We start from the raw sequence: 15,843 nt of genomic DNA, 5'->3' as shown, positions 1-15,843 counted from the left end.
CATCCCGCCGATTCGCATCCGCCGTGCGCGGCCTCGTGTGCGCCCCGATGAGGCGACCGATTCGCCCGGACGCTGCCACCGAAGGGAAGAAACCGCCCATGACGGACGCCTGGCTGCGCTGCCGAACGCCCCGGCACAGCCCCTCCGCCCGCCTGGTCTGCCTGCCGCACGCCGGAGGCACGGCCGGCCCGTACGCGGCGTGGGGAGCCCGCTTCCCCGACGACATGGAGCTGTCCGCGGTGCAGTACCCCGGGCGCGAGGACCGCCTGTCCGAACCGCCCGCCGACGACCTGCGGAGCCTGACGGCCGGTCTCTGCGCGGCCCTTCTCCCGCTGGCCGAGCGGCCGTTGGTGCTCTTCGGGCACAGCTTCGGTGCGATCGTCGCCTACGAGGCCGCGCTCCGGCTGACCGCCTGGGGGGCCGCCCCCGGCCATCTGGTGGTCTCCGGTCGCCGTGCTCCCTCGCTGCCCGCGCGCGGCGACACGCACACCCGGCCCGACGACGCGTTGGTCGACGAACTGGTCCGGCTGGGCGGCACCCGGGGCGAGTTGCTGACCGACCCCGCCGTCCGTGACGCCTACCTGCCCGCCGTACGCGCCGACTTCAGGCTCGCGGAGACCTACCACCGCCCCGCGTCCCCGCCGCTGGGCTGCCCCGTGACCGCCGTGCTGGGGGAGAGGGACACCGAGGTCGACGAGGCCCAGGCCCGTGCCTGGGCGCCACACACCACCGGCCCGTTCCGGCTGCGCGCCTTCCCCGGCGGCCACTTCTACTTCACCCCCCGCCGTGAGCCCGTGCTGCGCCTCCTCGTGGACATCACCCGTACCGCCGCGGCCACCGGCGCCCGCTGTCGACTGGAAAGTGAGAACCTTTCGTGACCCCTCGGGACCCCTTCCCCGAACGCGGACTGCCCTTCAGCGGCGATCCCGTGGCTGTCGCCGCCGCCCTCTGCGCGGCCACCGAAGCGCCCCATCTCCTGTACGAACAGGACGGCGCCGTCGTATGGAGTGAAGGCGAGGCCGCGGTCGTCGAAGTGGACGCAGCGTCCGTCCGGTCGTACGGCACCGATGGCGTGGCCGTGGAACTGCCGCCGGGAGCCGACCCGTTGTCCGCCGCCGGGCACCTCCTCCAGTCGAGGACCGGCGGTGTCGGATCGGCACACGGCTGGATCTCCTTCGAGTTCACCCACGCCTGCTCCGGCGACGAGCTGCCGTCGGCCGCCGCCCCCCTCGCCCGGTTCGTCGTCCCGGAACGCGAGATCCGGCTGACCCCGTCCGCGGCCGTACTGCGGGCCGATAACCCAGGCGCCCTCGACACGCTGGAACGGCGACTGCGTCTGGCCGCGGCATCGGCCGCCGAACCCGCCGCCGGGCGCGTCACCGTGGACCTGGAGGAGGGCGCGGACCGCTACCGCGCCGCCGTCGCCGACGCCGTACGCGCCATCCGCGCCGGGGAGCTGGACAAGGTCATCGTCTCCCGCAGCGTGACCGTGCCCGAAGAACTGGACCTGCCGGCCACGTACGTGGCGGGACGGCGTGCCCATCAGCCGGCCCGCTCCTTCCTGTTGCGGCACGGCGGCTGGGAAGCCGCCGGCTACAGCCCCGAGATCGTGGCCCGGGTCGACGCCGAGGGACTGGTCACGGCGCAGCCACTGGCCGGGACGCGCGCCCTGACCGGCGATCCCGGCAGGGACGCCCTGCGCCGGGCCGAACTGCACCGGGACGCCAAGGAGGTGTACGAGCACGCCGTCTCCGTGCGCCTGGTGCAGGAGGAGCTGACCACGGTGTGCCGACCCGAGTCCGTGCGCACCGAGGAGTTCATGGCCGTCGCGGAACGGGGGAGTGTGCAGCATCTCGCCTCCCGGCTGCGGGGCCGGCTCGCGCCGGGCCGCGACCGGTGGGACGCGCTCGCCGCGCTGTTCCCCGCCGTGACGGCCTCCGGCATACCCAAGCGGTCCGCGTCCGCGATGATCCGGCGTGCGGAGCAACGGGAACGGGGCCTGTACAGCGGCGCGGTCGTCCGGCTGGAGGCCGACGGCACCCTGGACGCGGCCCTCGTGCTGCGTACGGTGCTGCGCCGCGACGGCCGGACCTGGCTGCGCGCCGGAGCGGGCGTCGTGGCCGGCTCCGACCCGGCACGGGAGCTGGAGGAGACCCGGGAGAAACTCCGCGCCGTCAGCGGCCACCTCGTACCCGCGACCTCGGCGGACGCCGCCGAGGACGGGACCGTGCCCGAGAGTGAAGGGGCGGCAGCCGAAGCAGCCGTGACCGCCTCGTGAGCCGCGCCGGACGACCGCTGCGGGTGGTGGTCGCCGGAACCGCCTTCGGCCGCGTCTACCTGGACGCGGTCCGTAGCGACCCGGAAGGGTTCACCCTCAGTGGCATCCTCGCCAGGGGAGGCGACTACTCCCGGCAGCTGGCCGAGCAGTCCGGAGTGCCGCTCCACACGGACGTCACCGAGCTGCCCGACGACACCGACGTCCTGTGCGTCGTCGTCCGCTCGGGCGCCACCGGAGGCCCCGGTTCCGACCTCGCGCGCGCCGCACTGCGCCGCGGACTGCACGTCCTCCAGGAGCACCCCGTCCACGCCGGTGAACTCGCCGACAACCTGCGGGCGGCGCGCGAGGGCGACGCCGCCTACGCCGTCGGCACCCTCTACCCCGACCTGGCGCCGGTGCGCGCCTTCCTGGCCGCCGCCGAGACGCTGCGCGCCCGGGGCCCGCTCCGGTTCATCGACGCCGCCTGCAACAGCCAGGTCGCCTACCCCCTGCTCGACGTCCTCGGCCGGGCCGCCGGGGCGCTGCGGCCCTGGGCCTTCCGGGCCGAATCCGGACCCGGCGCCGAACTCGCCGGGCTCACCGACGGGACGCAGCCCTTCCGCACCCTGCACGCCGTCGTCGGCGGCGCGCCCGTCACCCTGCGGGTGCAGAACGAGGTGCACCCGGACGACCCCGACAACCACTCCCACCTGCTGCACCGCGTCTCCCTCGGCACCGACGCCGGCGTCCTCACCCTCGCCGACACCCACGGGCCGGTGCTGTGGAACCCGCGCCTGCACGCGCCCCGCGACGCCACGGGCCGCCTGGTCCTCGCCGGCCCCGATACCGAACGGCTCGCCACGCCCTCCACCGTGGAACTGCACCCGGCCGCCGACAGCTACCACCACGTCTTCGCCCGCCTGTGGCCCGGGGCCGTCCTGACCGCCCTGCGCCGCCTGCGCGATGCCGCCGCCGACCCCGTCCTGCGCCCCGGCGCGGGGCAGTGGGCGCTGTCGGTGTCCCGCTGCTGGGCCGACCTGACCGCCCAGCTCGGCATGCCGGAGCTGATCAGCCCACCCGAGCCACCCGTCGTGCCTGTCACCGCCCTGCGGGACGCCGCGGAAGGCGCCGCCGCCCCGTCCGCCACCGACCCCGCGGAAGGCCCGCCCCGATGACCCACCCTGCTCCCCGCCGGTCCGTCGCACAGCGGTGCGGCCACGTCCTGGTACGCGTGCACGACCTGCCCCGCGCGGTCGACAGCTTCCGCGCCGCCGGCTTCCAGGTCGCCTACGCGACCGCTCCCGAGCACAGGGCGCTGCACGCGCACGTCTGGTTCCGGGAAGGCCCGGTGATCGAGCTGCTGACCACGCCGCCCGGAGCCCGCTTCATGCGGCTGCCCGTCGATCTCCGCTTCGGGCGGGGCGCGGGCGGCCGCATGGTCCGCTGGGCCCGCCAGGAGGAGGGCTTCTGCGACCTCGCCCTGCTCGTCGAGCACGCCGAACTGGCCGCCGTCACCGCGCAACTGACCGGTGAGGGGGTGCCCTGCGGACGCGCCGTGCGCTGGACGCGCCGGCGCCCCGACGGCGCCGAGACCCGGTTCGCCTTCGCCTACCCCAGATCCGGACGCCTCCCGTTCCTCGTCACGCCCTACGAGCCGCGCCAGCATCCGGCCGGCACGAGCCACCCCAACGGCGCCCGGGCGATCACGCGCATCGTGCTCGGAGTCCGGCCGGACGACCTGCCCGCCGTCACCCGCCTCGCGGGCGACGCACCGGACCTGCGGCTGGAGGAGGCACCGGTGACCGCCGTCCGCGCCGTCCACATCGCCGGACTGGCCGACCCGCTGGAACCGGCCCTGCTGCACGGCGCCGTACTGCTCCCGGCCGACACCACACCCGTACCGCCCACCACCCACGGCAAGGGGTCCTCCACGTCATGACCGCACCCACCACCGCTGCCGCGCTCCTCGACGAACTCACCTCTCTCGGCGTCGAGTTGTGGAGCGAGGACGGCCGGATACGGTTCCGGGCGCCGCAGGGCGTCCTCACCGAGGAACGCCGTGCCGCCCTGCGGACGCACCGCGACCGGATCGTCGCCCTGCTCGACGCGGAGGGCACCGCCCGTACGGTCACCGCCGATCCCGCGGCCGCCCACGAGCCGTTCCCGCTCACCGACGTGCAGAGCGCCTATCTGCTGGGCCGGCGGGACCCGTTCGGGCACGGCGGCGTCGCCTGCCACGGCTACCTGGAGATCCACTACCCCCGGCTCGACCCCCCGGCCCTGGAGGACGCCTGGAACGCCCTGATCGCCCGGCACGACATGCTGCGCGCGATCGTCCACGAGGACGGCTACCAGCAGGTCCTGCCCGAGGTGCCGCGCTGCCGGGTCGCCGTCACCGACCTGCGCGAGGACCCCCGGCGCAGCGCACAGCACATGGAGGAGGCGCGGGCCGTCATGGGCCACCGCACCTACGACACCGCCCGCTGGCCCCTGTTCGAGCTGCGGGTGACCCGGCTGCCCGACGGCGACGTACTGCACTTCTCGCTGGACTCCCTGGTCGCCGACTGGGCCAGCGCCGCGATCCTCTTCGACGAGCTGGACACCCTCCTCGCCTCGCCCGACCCCTCGGACACCACCGCTCTGCCCCCGTGCGCGATCTCCTTCCGCGACTACGTCCTGGCCGAACGCGCGCTGCGGGACACCGCGCGCCACCGCCGCGACCGCGACTACTGGCGCTCGCGTCTCGCCTCCCTGCCACCCGCGCCCGACCTGCCGCTGGTCACCACGCCCACCGAGGGACAGCCCCGCTTCGTGCGGCTGTCCCACCGCCTGCCGCGGCCGGCGTGGCAGCGGCTGCGGGAACAGGCGACGGCCCGCGGACTGACCCCCACCGCCGCCGTCCTCGCCGCGTACGTGTCGGTCCTGGAGCGCTGGAGCCGCCGCAAGTCCTTCACCGTCAACCTGACGCTCCTGGGCCGCCTGCCCCTGCACCCCCACGTCGACCGCCTGGTCGGCGACTTCACCTCCGTCACCCTGCTCGCGGTCGAGGAGCAGACCGGGGCGGCTCCCGCGGAACGCGCGAAGCGGCTGGGGGAGCGGCTCTTCACCGACCTCGACCACCGCCTGTACTCCGGCGTGGAGGTCATCCGCGACCTCACCCGGGCCCGCGGCCGCGACGCCGCCCTCATGCCGTACGTGTTCACCAGCTCCCTGGGGCTGGGCCCCGGCTCGTCGGAACGCAGTGGCCGCACCCTGGGCGCGGGCATCACCCAGACCCCGCAGGTCTTCCTGGACTGCCAGGTCGGCGACGGCTCCGGCGACCTGGAGATCCATTGGGACATCAGGCGGGGCGTGCTGCCCGACGGCATGGCCGAGGACATGCTCGGTGCCTTCGGCGCACTGCTCGAAACGCTCGCCGGCGACCCCGGCGCGTGGGACCGCGCCGAGCCCGTCGCGCTGCCCGCCTGGCAGGACGAGGAGCGCCGCGCCGCCAACGACACGGCGGGACCGTCGCCCGAGGGCCTGCTGCACGAGGGCTTCTTCGCCCGCGCCGCCGACCGCCCCGACGCGCCCGCCCTGCTGGGCGCCTTCGGCTCGGTCACCTACGGCGAGCTGGCCCGCGGCGCCGGGGCCGTGGCCGACGCCCTGCACGCGGCGGGCCGCGCGGACGGCGACCGGATCGCCGTCGTCATGGACAAGGGCCCCGAGCAGGCCGCCGCCGTACTGGGTGTCCTGCTGGCCGGCTGCGTCCATGTGCCCGTCGACACCACCCAGCCCGCGCTGCGGCGCGCCCGGCTGCTGACCGCCTCGGGCGTCCGGCACGTCCTCACCCAGTCCTGGGTGGACGACGGCGCGGGCCGGCCCGAGGGCGTGGACCGCATCGACGTCGACCGCCTCGCCCCCCGCGCGTTCATACCCGTGCCGGAGGCGGGCGACCCGGACGCACCCGCCTATGTCATCCACACCTCCGGCTCCACCGGCGACCCGAAGGGAGTCGTCACCTCCCACCGCGCCGCGCTCAACACCGTCACCGACATCAACGACAGGTTCGCCGTCACCGGCGCCGACCGGGTGCTCCAGCTCGCCCAGCTCGGCTTCGACCTGTCGGTGTACGACGTCTTCGGCGCGCTCGCCACCGGCGCCGCCCTGGTCCTGACCGACCCGGCACGCGGCGCCGACCCCTCCCACTGGGCACAGCTGATCGCCGAGCACGGCGTGACCCTGTGGAACTCGGTGCCGGCGCAACTGCACATGCTCGCCGACTACCTGACCACCGAGCCCACCGAACTGCCCACCCTGCGCATCGCCCTGCTCTCCGGCGACTGGATCCCGGTGCCGCTGCCCGGCCGGACGCGGACCCTGCTGCCCGGCCTGTCGCTGATGTCCCTGGGCGGTGCCACGGAGGCGGCCATCTGGTCCATCCACCACCCGATCACCGAGGCGGACGACACCCGCGCGAGCATCCCGTACGGCATCCCCCTGCGGAACCAGGGCTTCCGGGTCCTGGGCGAGGACGGTCTGGACTGCCCGGTCTGGGTCCCCGGCGAGCTGTGCATCACGGGAGACGGGCTGGCGCTCGGCTACCTCGGCGACCCGGACCTCACCGCCCGCAGCTTCCCGGACCACCCCCACGACGGACAGCGCCTGTACCGGACCGGGGACGTGGGCCGCTATCTGCCCGGCGGGGAGATCGAGTTCCTCGGCCGGGAGGACAACCAGATCAAGATCCGCGGCCACCGCATCGAACTCGGCGAGGTCGAGGCCGCCCTGCTGGCCCACCCCGCGATCGGCGCCGCCGCGGCCGTGGTGAGCGACGAGGACGGCGACCGGACGCTGCTCGGCTTCGTCGAACCGGCCCCGCGTACCCCGCCGGACGAGACCGCCGGGGACACCCGGCTGCGCACCGCCGCGCAGCGGTACGCCGACCGTGTCCTGCCCGGCGTCGCGGCCGAGCGGATCACCGCCCACCACGCGGCCCTGCGACGGGCGTCCCTGCTGACGATGACCGACGCCCTGCGGCGGCGCGGAGCACTGACCGACGAGGCCCGGAGCGCGGAATCCGAGCAGACCCGGAGCGCGGAGTCCGATGGCGCCCGGAGTGCGGAAGAGGTGCTGGACGCCGCCCGGGTGGCCCCGCGCCACCGCTGGCTGGTCCGGCACTGGCTGGCGGCGCTGACGGACGCGGAACTGCTGAGCCGGGACGCGGACGACCGCTACCGCGTCGTACGGGAGACCGGCGACGAGGAGGCCGCCCGCGCCTGGGACGAGGCGGCACGCGGCGTCGCGGACGGCCTGTGCACCGACGAGTACCTCGCCTACCACCGCGCGCACGCCGAGCACCTGGACGAACTCCTCGACGACCGCCTCAACCCCTTCGACCTGCTCTTCCCCGAGGGCGACGACACCCCCGCCCACGCCGTCTACCGGGACGACGCCCTCTCCCGGCACCTCAACGCCGCGGTCGCCGCCGTGATCCACCGCCGGGCGGCCGAGCACGACGGCCCCGGGCCGCTGCGTGTGGTCGAACTGGGCGCCGGAACGGGCGCGACCACGGAATCCGTCCTGCCGCTGCTCGACGGTCTCGACGTCGACTACCTGTTCACCGACGTCAGCCCGTCCTTCCTGCCCCGGGCACGCACCGCGTTCCACGGGCAGGCAGTGCGCTACGGAGTGGTCGACGCCGACCGTGACCTCCTCGCCCAGGGGCTGCCGCCGAACTCCGCCGACCTCGTGATCTGCGCCGGGATGCTCAACAGCGCCCGGGACAGTGCCCGTGCGGTACGCGCCGCGGTCGGGCTCCTCGCCCCGGGCGGGCTGCTGGTGGTGACCGAACCCGTCGGCGCCCACCCGCACATCCTGCTCACCCAGGGGTTCATGATGGAGCCGGGCGACGGCGACCGCGAGTACGGGACGTGCCCGCTGCTGGACGAGGCCGGCTGGCGCGACCTGTTCGAACGGGCCGGCGCCCAGCACGTCCTGACCCTACCCGGCCCCGGCCACCCCTTCGAGGCCGCCGGACACCGGCTGTTCGTGCTGCGCGCCAAGACGGACCGGACACCGGTGCGGCCGGAGCAGGTCACCGCCTTCGCCGCGGAACGAGTGCCCGCGGCCATGGTCCCCGCCCACCTTCAGATCGTCGACGCACTGCCCGTCACCGCCAACGGCAAGATCGACCGCCGGGCCCTGGCCGCCCGGCGGCCCGGCGCACTGGCCGGCGCCGAGCCGGCCGTGGCGGACGGCGACGCCGGACTGGAGGAGCGCCTGTGCGCGCTGTGGGCCACGGCCCTCGGCATCACCGCGCTCACGCCCGAGGACAACTTCTACGACCGCGGTGCCGACTCGCTCATCCTCGCCCGCGTGGCCGGCCGGCTGCGGGAGGAACTGCCCGAGGCGGCGGACTTCACCTACGACACCCTGCTGCGGCAGATGCTCAACGAGCCCACCGTCCAGGCACTGGCCCGCGCCCTGCGGACCACGGCACGCCCCGCCCCCGGACCCGCCACCGGCCAGGCCCGCGACACCGGAGGCAACGCCCTGCTCGTCCCGTTCGGCGGCGCTCCGCACCCCGACGGCACCGTGCGCGTCATGTTCCACGCGGCCCTCGGCACCCTGGACTACTTCCAGCACCTCGGCCGCGCCCTCGCCGCCCAGGACCTCGGCCCGGTGATCGGCGTCGCCGTCGCCGACGCCGGCCAGTACACGGCGACCTCGACGGACCGGCTGGTGGCCACCGTCGCGGACCGGTACGCCCGGCGCCTGGCCGACGAGGGACACACCCGCTTCCAGCTGATCGGCTACTGCCTCGGCGGGCTGCTCGCCACCGAGGTGGCCCGGCGGCTGACCGAACGCGGACTGCGCGTGGACGACCTCACCCTGGTCGACAGCATCCCGATGTTCCTGGACACCGACGAGGAACTGGCCTACGAATCCATCTTCGTGCCCAACCTCGGCCTCGACCCCGTCCCGGCCGTCTTCGGACCCGGCGTCCCCGCCGAGGACGTCTACCGCGCGGTCGAACTGCTCACCGAGCGCGGCGGCGGACGCATCCCGGCCGGCGCGCTGGCCGCACTGGACGACGACGAGGCACTGGCCGCCGTGGCCGCCGCCGCCCGCCGCGCCGCCGGACGCCCGCAGGAGGAGCGGCTCGCCGCCTACGCCCGCGCCGCCGGGGAGAACGCCCAGGTGCCGGTCGACGCCGAGCTGGTACCGGCCCTGTTCCGCACCTGCCGGCACAGCATGAAGGCAGCCCACCTCCAACTGGAGCCCTACGCGGGCGACATCACGTTCCTGCGCGCGAAGGAACAGCAGTCCTTCGGTGTCACCGGCGGCGTCGGCCACCTCGCCGAGCCGTTCTGGGCCGAGATGTGCCTCGGCCGCTTCACCGTCACCGACGTCCCCGGCAACCACTTCAGCGTCATCGAACCGCCGTACGTCCACACGGTCGCCGAACATCTCGCGGCCCCGCTGCGGCCGGCCCGGGACACCGAGGGAGACACCCCCCGATGAGCACGATCACCACCACCGAACCCGCGACGGCCCCCGAGCGGCCGGACGGGACCGCACCGGACACCGAGCGTGACGAACGCCGGCGCACCGCCGAGGCCCTGCGCGAACTGCGCCGCCCCGTCGCCCGGATGACCCGGCTCGGCATCGTGCTCGGCGCGCTCGGCGCCGTCACCAGCCTGGCGCCCTTCGTCGGCATCGCCGAGATCGGCCGGGCGCTGCTCGCCGACGGCCCCCTGGACCGCGACCGGGTGATCACCGCGGCCGCCGTCGTCGCCGTGACCCTGGTCGTCGGCTGGAGCTGCAACGGCGCCGCCCTGTGGATCACCCACCTCGCCGACGGCCGGCTCCAGGCCGACCTGCGCCGCCGCATGGTCGCCAAGCTCGGCCGCGTACCGCTCGGCTGGTACTCGTCCACCACCTCCGGACAGGTCCGCAAGGCGGCCCAGGAGGACATCGACGACCTGCACCACCACATCGCCCACCACGACGTCGAACTCTCCGGAGCGGTCGCGCTGCCGCTCGCCGGACTCGGCTACCTGCTGTGGGCCGACTGGCGCCTCGCCCTCCTCGCGCTCGCCACCCTGCCGGTCTACTTCACCGCGTACGCCGTCATGATGCGCGGCTTCGCCGAGAAGATGACCGAACTGGACACCGCCTTCGGCCGGGTGAGCGCCGCCGTGGTCGAGTTCGTGCACGGCATCGGTGTCGTCAAGGTGTTCGGCGGCACCCGCCGGGCCCACGCCGGCTACCGGGAGGCCGTGCACGCCTACGGCGACCAGTACGCCGGCTGGGTGCGGCCGGTGCTCAGGCTGGAGGCGTACACCTCCATGGCCCTGTCCGTGCCGGTGATCTCCGTCGTCGGCCTGGCCGGCGGCGTCTGGTTCACCCACGAGGGCTGGGTGACACCCGCCGACGTCCTCGCCGAGGTGCTCGTCGCCGCCGTCCTGCCCACCACCCTGCTCACCCTGAACCAGGGCCTGACCGCGCAGCGCAAGGCGGTGGCCGCCGCCGGGCGCATCACCGCGCTGCTGGACGTCCCGGAACTGCCCGTCACCGACCGGCCGCAGCGGCCCGACGGCCACGACGTCGTCCTCGACGGTGTCGTCTTCGGCTACGACCCGGGCAGGCCCGTACTCCGGGGGATCGACCTCACTTGCCGGGCGGGCACCGTCACCGCCCTGGTCGGCGGGTCCGGCGCCGGGAAGTCCACACTCGCCGCGCTCGTGCCCCGGTTCCACGACGTGGACGCCGGCGCGGTCCGTATCGGCGGCGCCGACGTGCGCGACATCGCGCCCGAAGAGCTGTACCGGCACGTCGGGTTCGTCCTCCAGGACGTCCAGCTGCTGCACGGCACGGTCGCCGACAACCTGCGCCTGGGCCGACCCGACGCCACCGACGCCGAACTCGTCGCCGCCGCGACCGCCGCCCGCGTCCACGACCGCGTCACGCGGCTGCCGCGCGGCTACGACTCGGTCGTCGGCGAGGACGCCCGCTTCTCCGGCGGCGAGGCCCAGCGCCTCACCATCGCCCGCGCCCTGCTCGCCGACGCGCCGGTGCTCGTCCTCGACGAGGCCACCGCCTACGCCGACCCCGAGTCCGAGGCCGAGATCCAGGACGCCCTGTCCACCCTGGTACAAGGCCGCACCGTCCTCGTGATCGCCCACCGGCTGTCCACCATCACCGGCGCCGACCGGATCGTCGTGCTCGACGCGGGCCGGATCGCCGAGCAGGGCACCCACCCCGAACTGGTCGCCGCGAAGGGCCGTTACGCCCGCATGTGGGCGGCCCACCGCCCCGCCGGCACACCCGGCACCGGGCCGGCCGAGAAGACCGGGCCGACCGAGGAGACCCGGCCGGCCGAGAAGACCGGGCCGGCCGAGAAGGCCGAGGCAACCGAGAGGACCGAGGAGACCGACCGATGATCCGCCACCTGGCCACCGTCCTGGGGCCCGAGCACCGGGGCGAGCTGCGCCGCTACTTCAGCTGGCTGGCGGCCTACGCGGTCCTGGAGGGCGTCGCCATGGCCTTCCTCGTACCCGTGCTGCGAGCGGTCTTCGACGGCGACACCTCCGGGGCGCTGCGGCACCTCGCGGTGCTCGCGGTCCTCGTCGTGGCCACCTGCGCCGCCCGCTACCAGCAGGCCATGCGCGGCTTCGCACTGGCCGTCGTCACCCTCACCACCCTGCACGACCGGCTCGGCGACCATCTGGTCCGGCTGCCGCTGGGCTGGTTCACCTCCGAGAAGGTCGGCCGGGTCGCGCGGTCGGCGACCACCGGAACCTTCACCGTCACCAACGTCTTCGCCCACCTGCTGACCCCCGTCGTCAGCGGTGTCCTCACCCCCGCCACCGTCGTCCTCGCCATGCTCGTCCTGGACCCGCGGCTCGGCCTGGTCCTGGTGTGCTGCGCGCCGCTGCTGTACGCCACCCACCGCTGGTCCGCCTCCTGGATCGGCCGCAGCGAGCACCAGCGGGAGTCCGCCGACGCCCTCGCCGGCAACCGGGTGGTGGAGTTCGCCCGGGCGCAGCAGACCCTGCGGGCCTTCGGCCGGGACCGCGAGGGCTACGCCCCGCTGGAGGCCGCGGTGGAGGAACGCGGCACGGCCGGCGGCCGGATGCTCGCCGAGACCATGCCGCGGCTGCTGGCCAACGGGCTCGCCGTCCAGCTCTGCTTCGCCGCCCTGGTCGCCACCGGCGTGACCCTCGCCCTGCACGACGCCGTGGAGCCCGCCGCCCTGGTCGCGCTCCTGGCGCTCGCCGCCCGGTTCGTCGGCCCGCTGTCGGAGGCGGCCGGCATGAGCGGCATGCTGCGCATGGCCGGCAACGACCTCGGCCGGCTCGCCGCCCTGCTGGACGAGCCGCCGCTGCCCGACACCGCCGCCCGTGCCGCCCTCGACAAGCCCGGCGAGATCGTCTTCGACAAGGTCACCTTCGGCTACGAGGACGGCGACCCGGTCCTGCGCGACGTCTCCCTGCGCGTCCCGGCGCGCACCATGACCGCGGTGGTCGGCGCGTCCGGCGCCGGCAAGACCACGCTGGTCCGGCTCATCGCCCGCTTCTTCGACACGGACGCCGGAGCGGTCCGCGTCGGCGGCGCCGACGTGCGCGGAATGCCGGTGGAACAGCTGATGACCCAGCTCTCCCTGGTCCAGCAGGACGTGTACCTCTTCGACGACACCCTGGAGGGCAACATCCGCGTCGGCCGGCCCGACGCCACCGACGAGGAGGTGCGCGAGGCCGCCCGGATCGCCGGCGTGGACGAGATCGTCCAGCGGCTGCCGGACGGCTCGGCCACCCGCGTCGGCGAGGGCGGCGCCGCCCTGTCCGGCGGGGAACGCCAGCGCGTCTCCGTAGCCCGAGCCGTGCTCAAACGCGCCCCCGTCGTCCTGCTGGACGAGGCCACCGCGGCCCTCGACCCGGAGAACGAGAAGTACGTCCAGCAGGCCCTGCGCACCCTCATGCGGGACTCCACCCTGCTGGTGATCGCCCACCAGCTGTCTACCGTCGTGGCCGCCGACCAGATCCTCGTCCTGGACCAGGGCCGGATCGGCGAGCGCGGCACCCACGAGGAACTGCTCGCCGCCGACGGCCTGTACGCCCGCTTCTGGGAGCGGCGCCGCCGCAGCCGCGGCTGGCGCCTGGTGCCGGACGGCACGGCGGAGGTGACCCGGTGATCGGCGTCATCGGCGGCTACGGCGACGTGGGCGCCCACACCGTCCTGGCCCTGCTCCGGGCCGGGCACCCCGTACGCGTCGGCGGGCGGTCGGCGACCGCGGCGGCCGAGTTCTGCGCCCGCCCGCTGCCGGCCGGCGCGCCGGTGGAACACCGGGTGGTGGACGTCCGCGACGGCGACAGCGTGGCGGCGTTCTCCGACGGGCTGAGCGTCCTGGTCAACTGCGCCGGACCGTCGCACCTCACCGGCGCCACCGCCGCCTGCGCCGCGCTGCGGACGGGCGTCGACTACGTGGACGCCGCCGGGGACGACGCCCTGCACGCGGTCCTGGACGACGGCCGCTACCGGCACGCGGGCCGCAGCGCCGTGCTCTCCGCGGGCCTGCGCCCCGGCCTGACCGGCCTGTTCCCCAGGGCCGTGGCCCGGTGGGCGCGGGCCGCCGGGACGAGCCGGCCCGACACGGTCACCGTGCGCACCCGGGTGCTGGACCTGTTCACCACCACCTCCGCCCTGGAGTACCTGCACGGCGCCTCGGCCATCGGACCCGGACCCCTGGCCGCCTGGCGCGACGGAGCGCCACGGCGACGCGCGCTGACCCGCCGTACCGTCACCGACCTGCCGTTCTTCCCGGGCACCGGCACCGAGCTGCCCCAGCTCTGCGCCGAGGACGCCCGCACCGCGCGGGCCCTCGGCGTCCGCGACGGCGACTGGCTGACCCTGATCCAGGGCGAGCACGTGCTCGCCGCCCTCGACCGGGTGCACGTGCTGCCGCCCGACGAGGCGGCGCACCGCCTGTGCCGGGCAGCCCGGCTCGACCTCGCGGGCCGCCCGCCCGCCGTCACCCTGGCCGTGGTGCTCAGGACGGGCGGCGCCACCCGTACCGCGGTCCTGCACGGCACCGGCAACGCCCCGCTGAGCGGCGCGGTCGCCGCGCACACGGCGACGAGTGTGCTGCGCGGCGAGGTACCGCCCGGCCGGCACTTCGCGGCCGACGTGCTCGACGCCGAGACCGCCGTCGCCGCGCTCACCCGGAGTACCGCGGGGGAGGGCACGGCCCCGTACGCGCGGGTCGAGCTGCTGCCCGAGGACGCCGACCCGTTCGCGCCGGACGCCGTGACCGAAGTGGGGGCGCTGTGACCGCCATGTCCGTCGACGCCCGCGGAGAACTCCGGCTGCGACGCGAGCTGCACCACTTGGATCACCTCAGCCGCAGCGCCATGGCGGCCGCACTCCGCCCGGGACTGCCGGGCACCGCGGACGCCGTCGCCGCCGCCCTGTCGGTGGCCCCCCGCCACCGCTGTCTCCTGCACCGCTGGCTCGCCGCGCTCATCGCGGCCGGCGTCGTCCGCCGCGACGAGGCCGGCGTCCTCCACGAGGCGGCCCCGGCGGACTCGCCCGCCCCGCACGAACTGCCCGCCCGCTACGCACGGCTCGGTTTCCCTCCCGAGATGGCCCGACTGCACCGCGCCGCCCTTGACCACCTGCCCGACCTGCTGAGCGACCGCGTCACCCTGACCGACCTGCTGCCCGAGGACAGCGACGCCGTCACCTCCCTCGGCGCCTACCAGCGCAACGCCTTCACGGGACGGCTGCACGAGCGGTGCGCGGATCTGGTGGCCGCCGAGGCCGGACGGCGCGACGGCACCCACCGGGTCCGGGTGGTGGAACTGGGCGGCGGCTCGGGGGCCGCCACCGAAGCGGTGCTCAAGGCCCTGCCGCACCGGTCCGCGTCCGACTACCTGTTCACCGATCTCAGCCCGCTGCACACCGGTGCCGCCGCCGACCGCCTCGGCGTCGCGACGGCGCCGCTCGACATCGACGCCGACTTCACCGCCCAGGATTTCCCGGTGGGCGCCGCCGATGTGGTCGTGGCCGCCAACGTGCTGCACAACGCGACCGACGTACCGGCCACCCTGCGCCGGGTCCGCCGCCTGCTGGCACCCGGCGGCACACTGCTGCTGGTGGACTCGGCGGGCGACTGCGACACCGTCCTGACCTCGATGCAGTTCCTGCTCTCCCCGCCGGCCTCGTCCGGCCACGCCGCCGACCCGCGCACCCGCTTCACCGACCGCCGCGGCGGGACCGACACCGTCTTCCCGACGGTGGGGGAGTGGGAGAAGGACCTGACCGACGCCGGCTTCGCCGTCCGGGCCCGGTATCCGGACGACACCGCGGGCCCGGCCCCGGCCGGCCAGTACCTGTGGCACGCCACCGCACCCGAGGCGGACGCCGTGGACACGGAGCCGTTGCGCCGTCTCCTCGACGGCCGGGGCGACGAGCCGGTCTGCACCGTCGACGGCACGGACTTCGCCGCGGCGGACGTCCTCGCCGCGGTCCCGCCCGCCCCGGCGGGCGCGCTGCCGCACGAGGCCGTCCGGTTCTTCTCGGCGGTCGCCGAGGCGCTGGCC

9 protein-coding genes are annotated in these 15,843 nt (G+C 75.3%); all 9 read left to right on the top strand.

Annotated elements, in window-relative coordinates:
* Positions 1 to 98: 98 nt before the first annotated feature.
* On the top strand, positions 99 to 878 hold the full coding sequence (locus ABZ858_RS19840; protein ID WP_361379786.1) for an alpha/beta fold hydrolase: 780 nt from the start codon (positions 99 to 101) through the stop codon (positions 876 to 878).
* Positions 875 to 2,278, top strand: a complete 1,404-nt coding sequence (locus ABZ858_RS19835) for a salicylate synthase (RefSeq protein WP_361379783.1) — start codon at positions 875 to 877, stop codon at positions 2,276 to 2,278. The genes ABZ858_RS19840 and ABZ858_RS19835 overlap by 4 nt, the downstream gene beginning before the upstream one ends.
* A complete protein-coding gene (locus tag ABZ858_RS19830) occupies positions 2,275 to 3,432 on the top strand; it encodes a Gfo/Idh/MocA family oxidoreductase (RefSeq protein ID WP_361379780.1) in 1,158 nt (385 codons plus the stop codon). The genes ABZ858_RS19835 and ABZ858_RS19830 overlap by 4 nt, the downstream gene beginning before the upstream one ends.
* Positions 3,429 to 4,196: a VOC family protein gene (locus ABZ858_RS19825; RefSeq protein WP_361379777.1), complete on the top strand. Its 768-nt coding sequence runs from the start codon at positions 3,429 to 3,431 to the stop codon at positions 4,194 to 4,196. The genes ABZ858_RS19830 and ABZ858_RS19825 overlap by 4 nt, the downstream gene beginning before the upstream one ends.
* Positions 4,193 to 9,763 carry an amino acid adenylation domain-containing protein gene (locus tag ABZ858_RS19820; RefSeq protein WP_361379776.1) on the top strand — a complete coding sequence of 1,857 codons (5,571 nt, stop codon included), beginning with the start codon at positions 4,193 to 4,195 and terminating at the stop codon, positions 9,761 to 9,763. Before ABZ858_RS19825 ends, ABZ858_RS19820 begins: the two co-directional genes overlap by 4 nt.
* Positions 9,760 to 11,685, top strand: a complete 1,926-nt coding sequence (locus ABZ858_RS19815) for an ABC transporter ATP-binding protein (RefSeq protein ID WP_361379775.1) — start codon at positions 9,760 to 9,762, stop codon at positions 11,683 to 11,685. Before ABZ858_RS19820 ends, ABZ858_RS19815 begins: the two co-directional genes overlap by 4 nt.
* Positions 11,682 to 13,436, top strand: a complete 1,755-nt coding sequence (locus ABZ858_RS19810; protein WP_361379772.1) for an ABC transporter ATP-binding protein — start codon at positions 11,682 to 11,684, stop codon at positions 13,434 to 13,436. Before ABZ858_RS19815 ends, ABZ858_RS19810 begins: the two co-directional genes overlap by 4 nt.
* Positions 13,433 to 14,572 (top strand): saccharopine dehydrogenase NADP-binding domain-containing protein, encoded by a 1,140-nt coding sequence (locus tag ABZ858_RS19805; protein WP_361379769.1) that lies wholly within the window; start codon positions 13,433 to 13,435, stop codon positions 14,570 to 14,572. Before ABZ858_RS19810 ends, ABZ858_RS19805 begins: the two co-directional genes overlap by 4 nt.
* A gap of 5 nt (positions 14,573 to 14,577) precedes the next feature.
* A partial coding sequence (locus ABZ858_RS19800; protein WP_361379766.1) for a class I SAM-dependent methyltransferase occupies positions 14,578 to 15,843 on the top strand: 1,266 nt, incomplete at its 3' end.

Source organism: Streptomyces sp. NPDC047017, from assembly GCF_040644175.1.
Classification (GTDB): Bacteria; Actinomycetota; Actinomycetes; order Streptomycetales; family Streptomycetaceae; genus Streptomyces.
The sequence above is the reverse complement of the archived record's forward strand: the minus strand, read 5'-3'. Positions and strand labels throughout refer to the sequence as shown.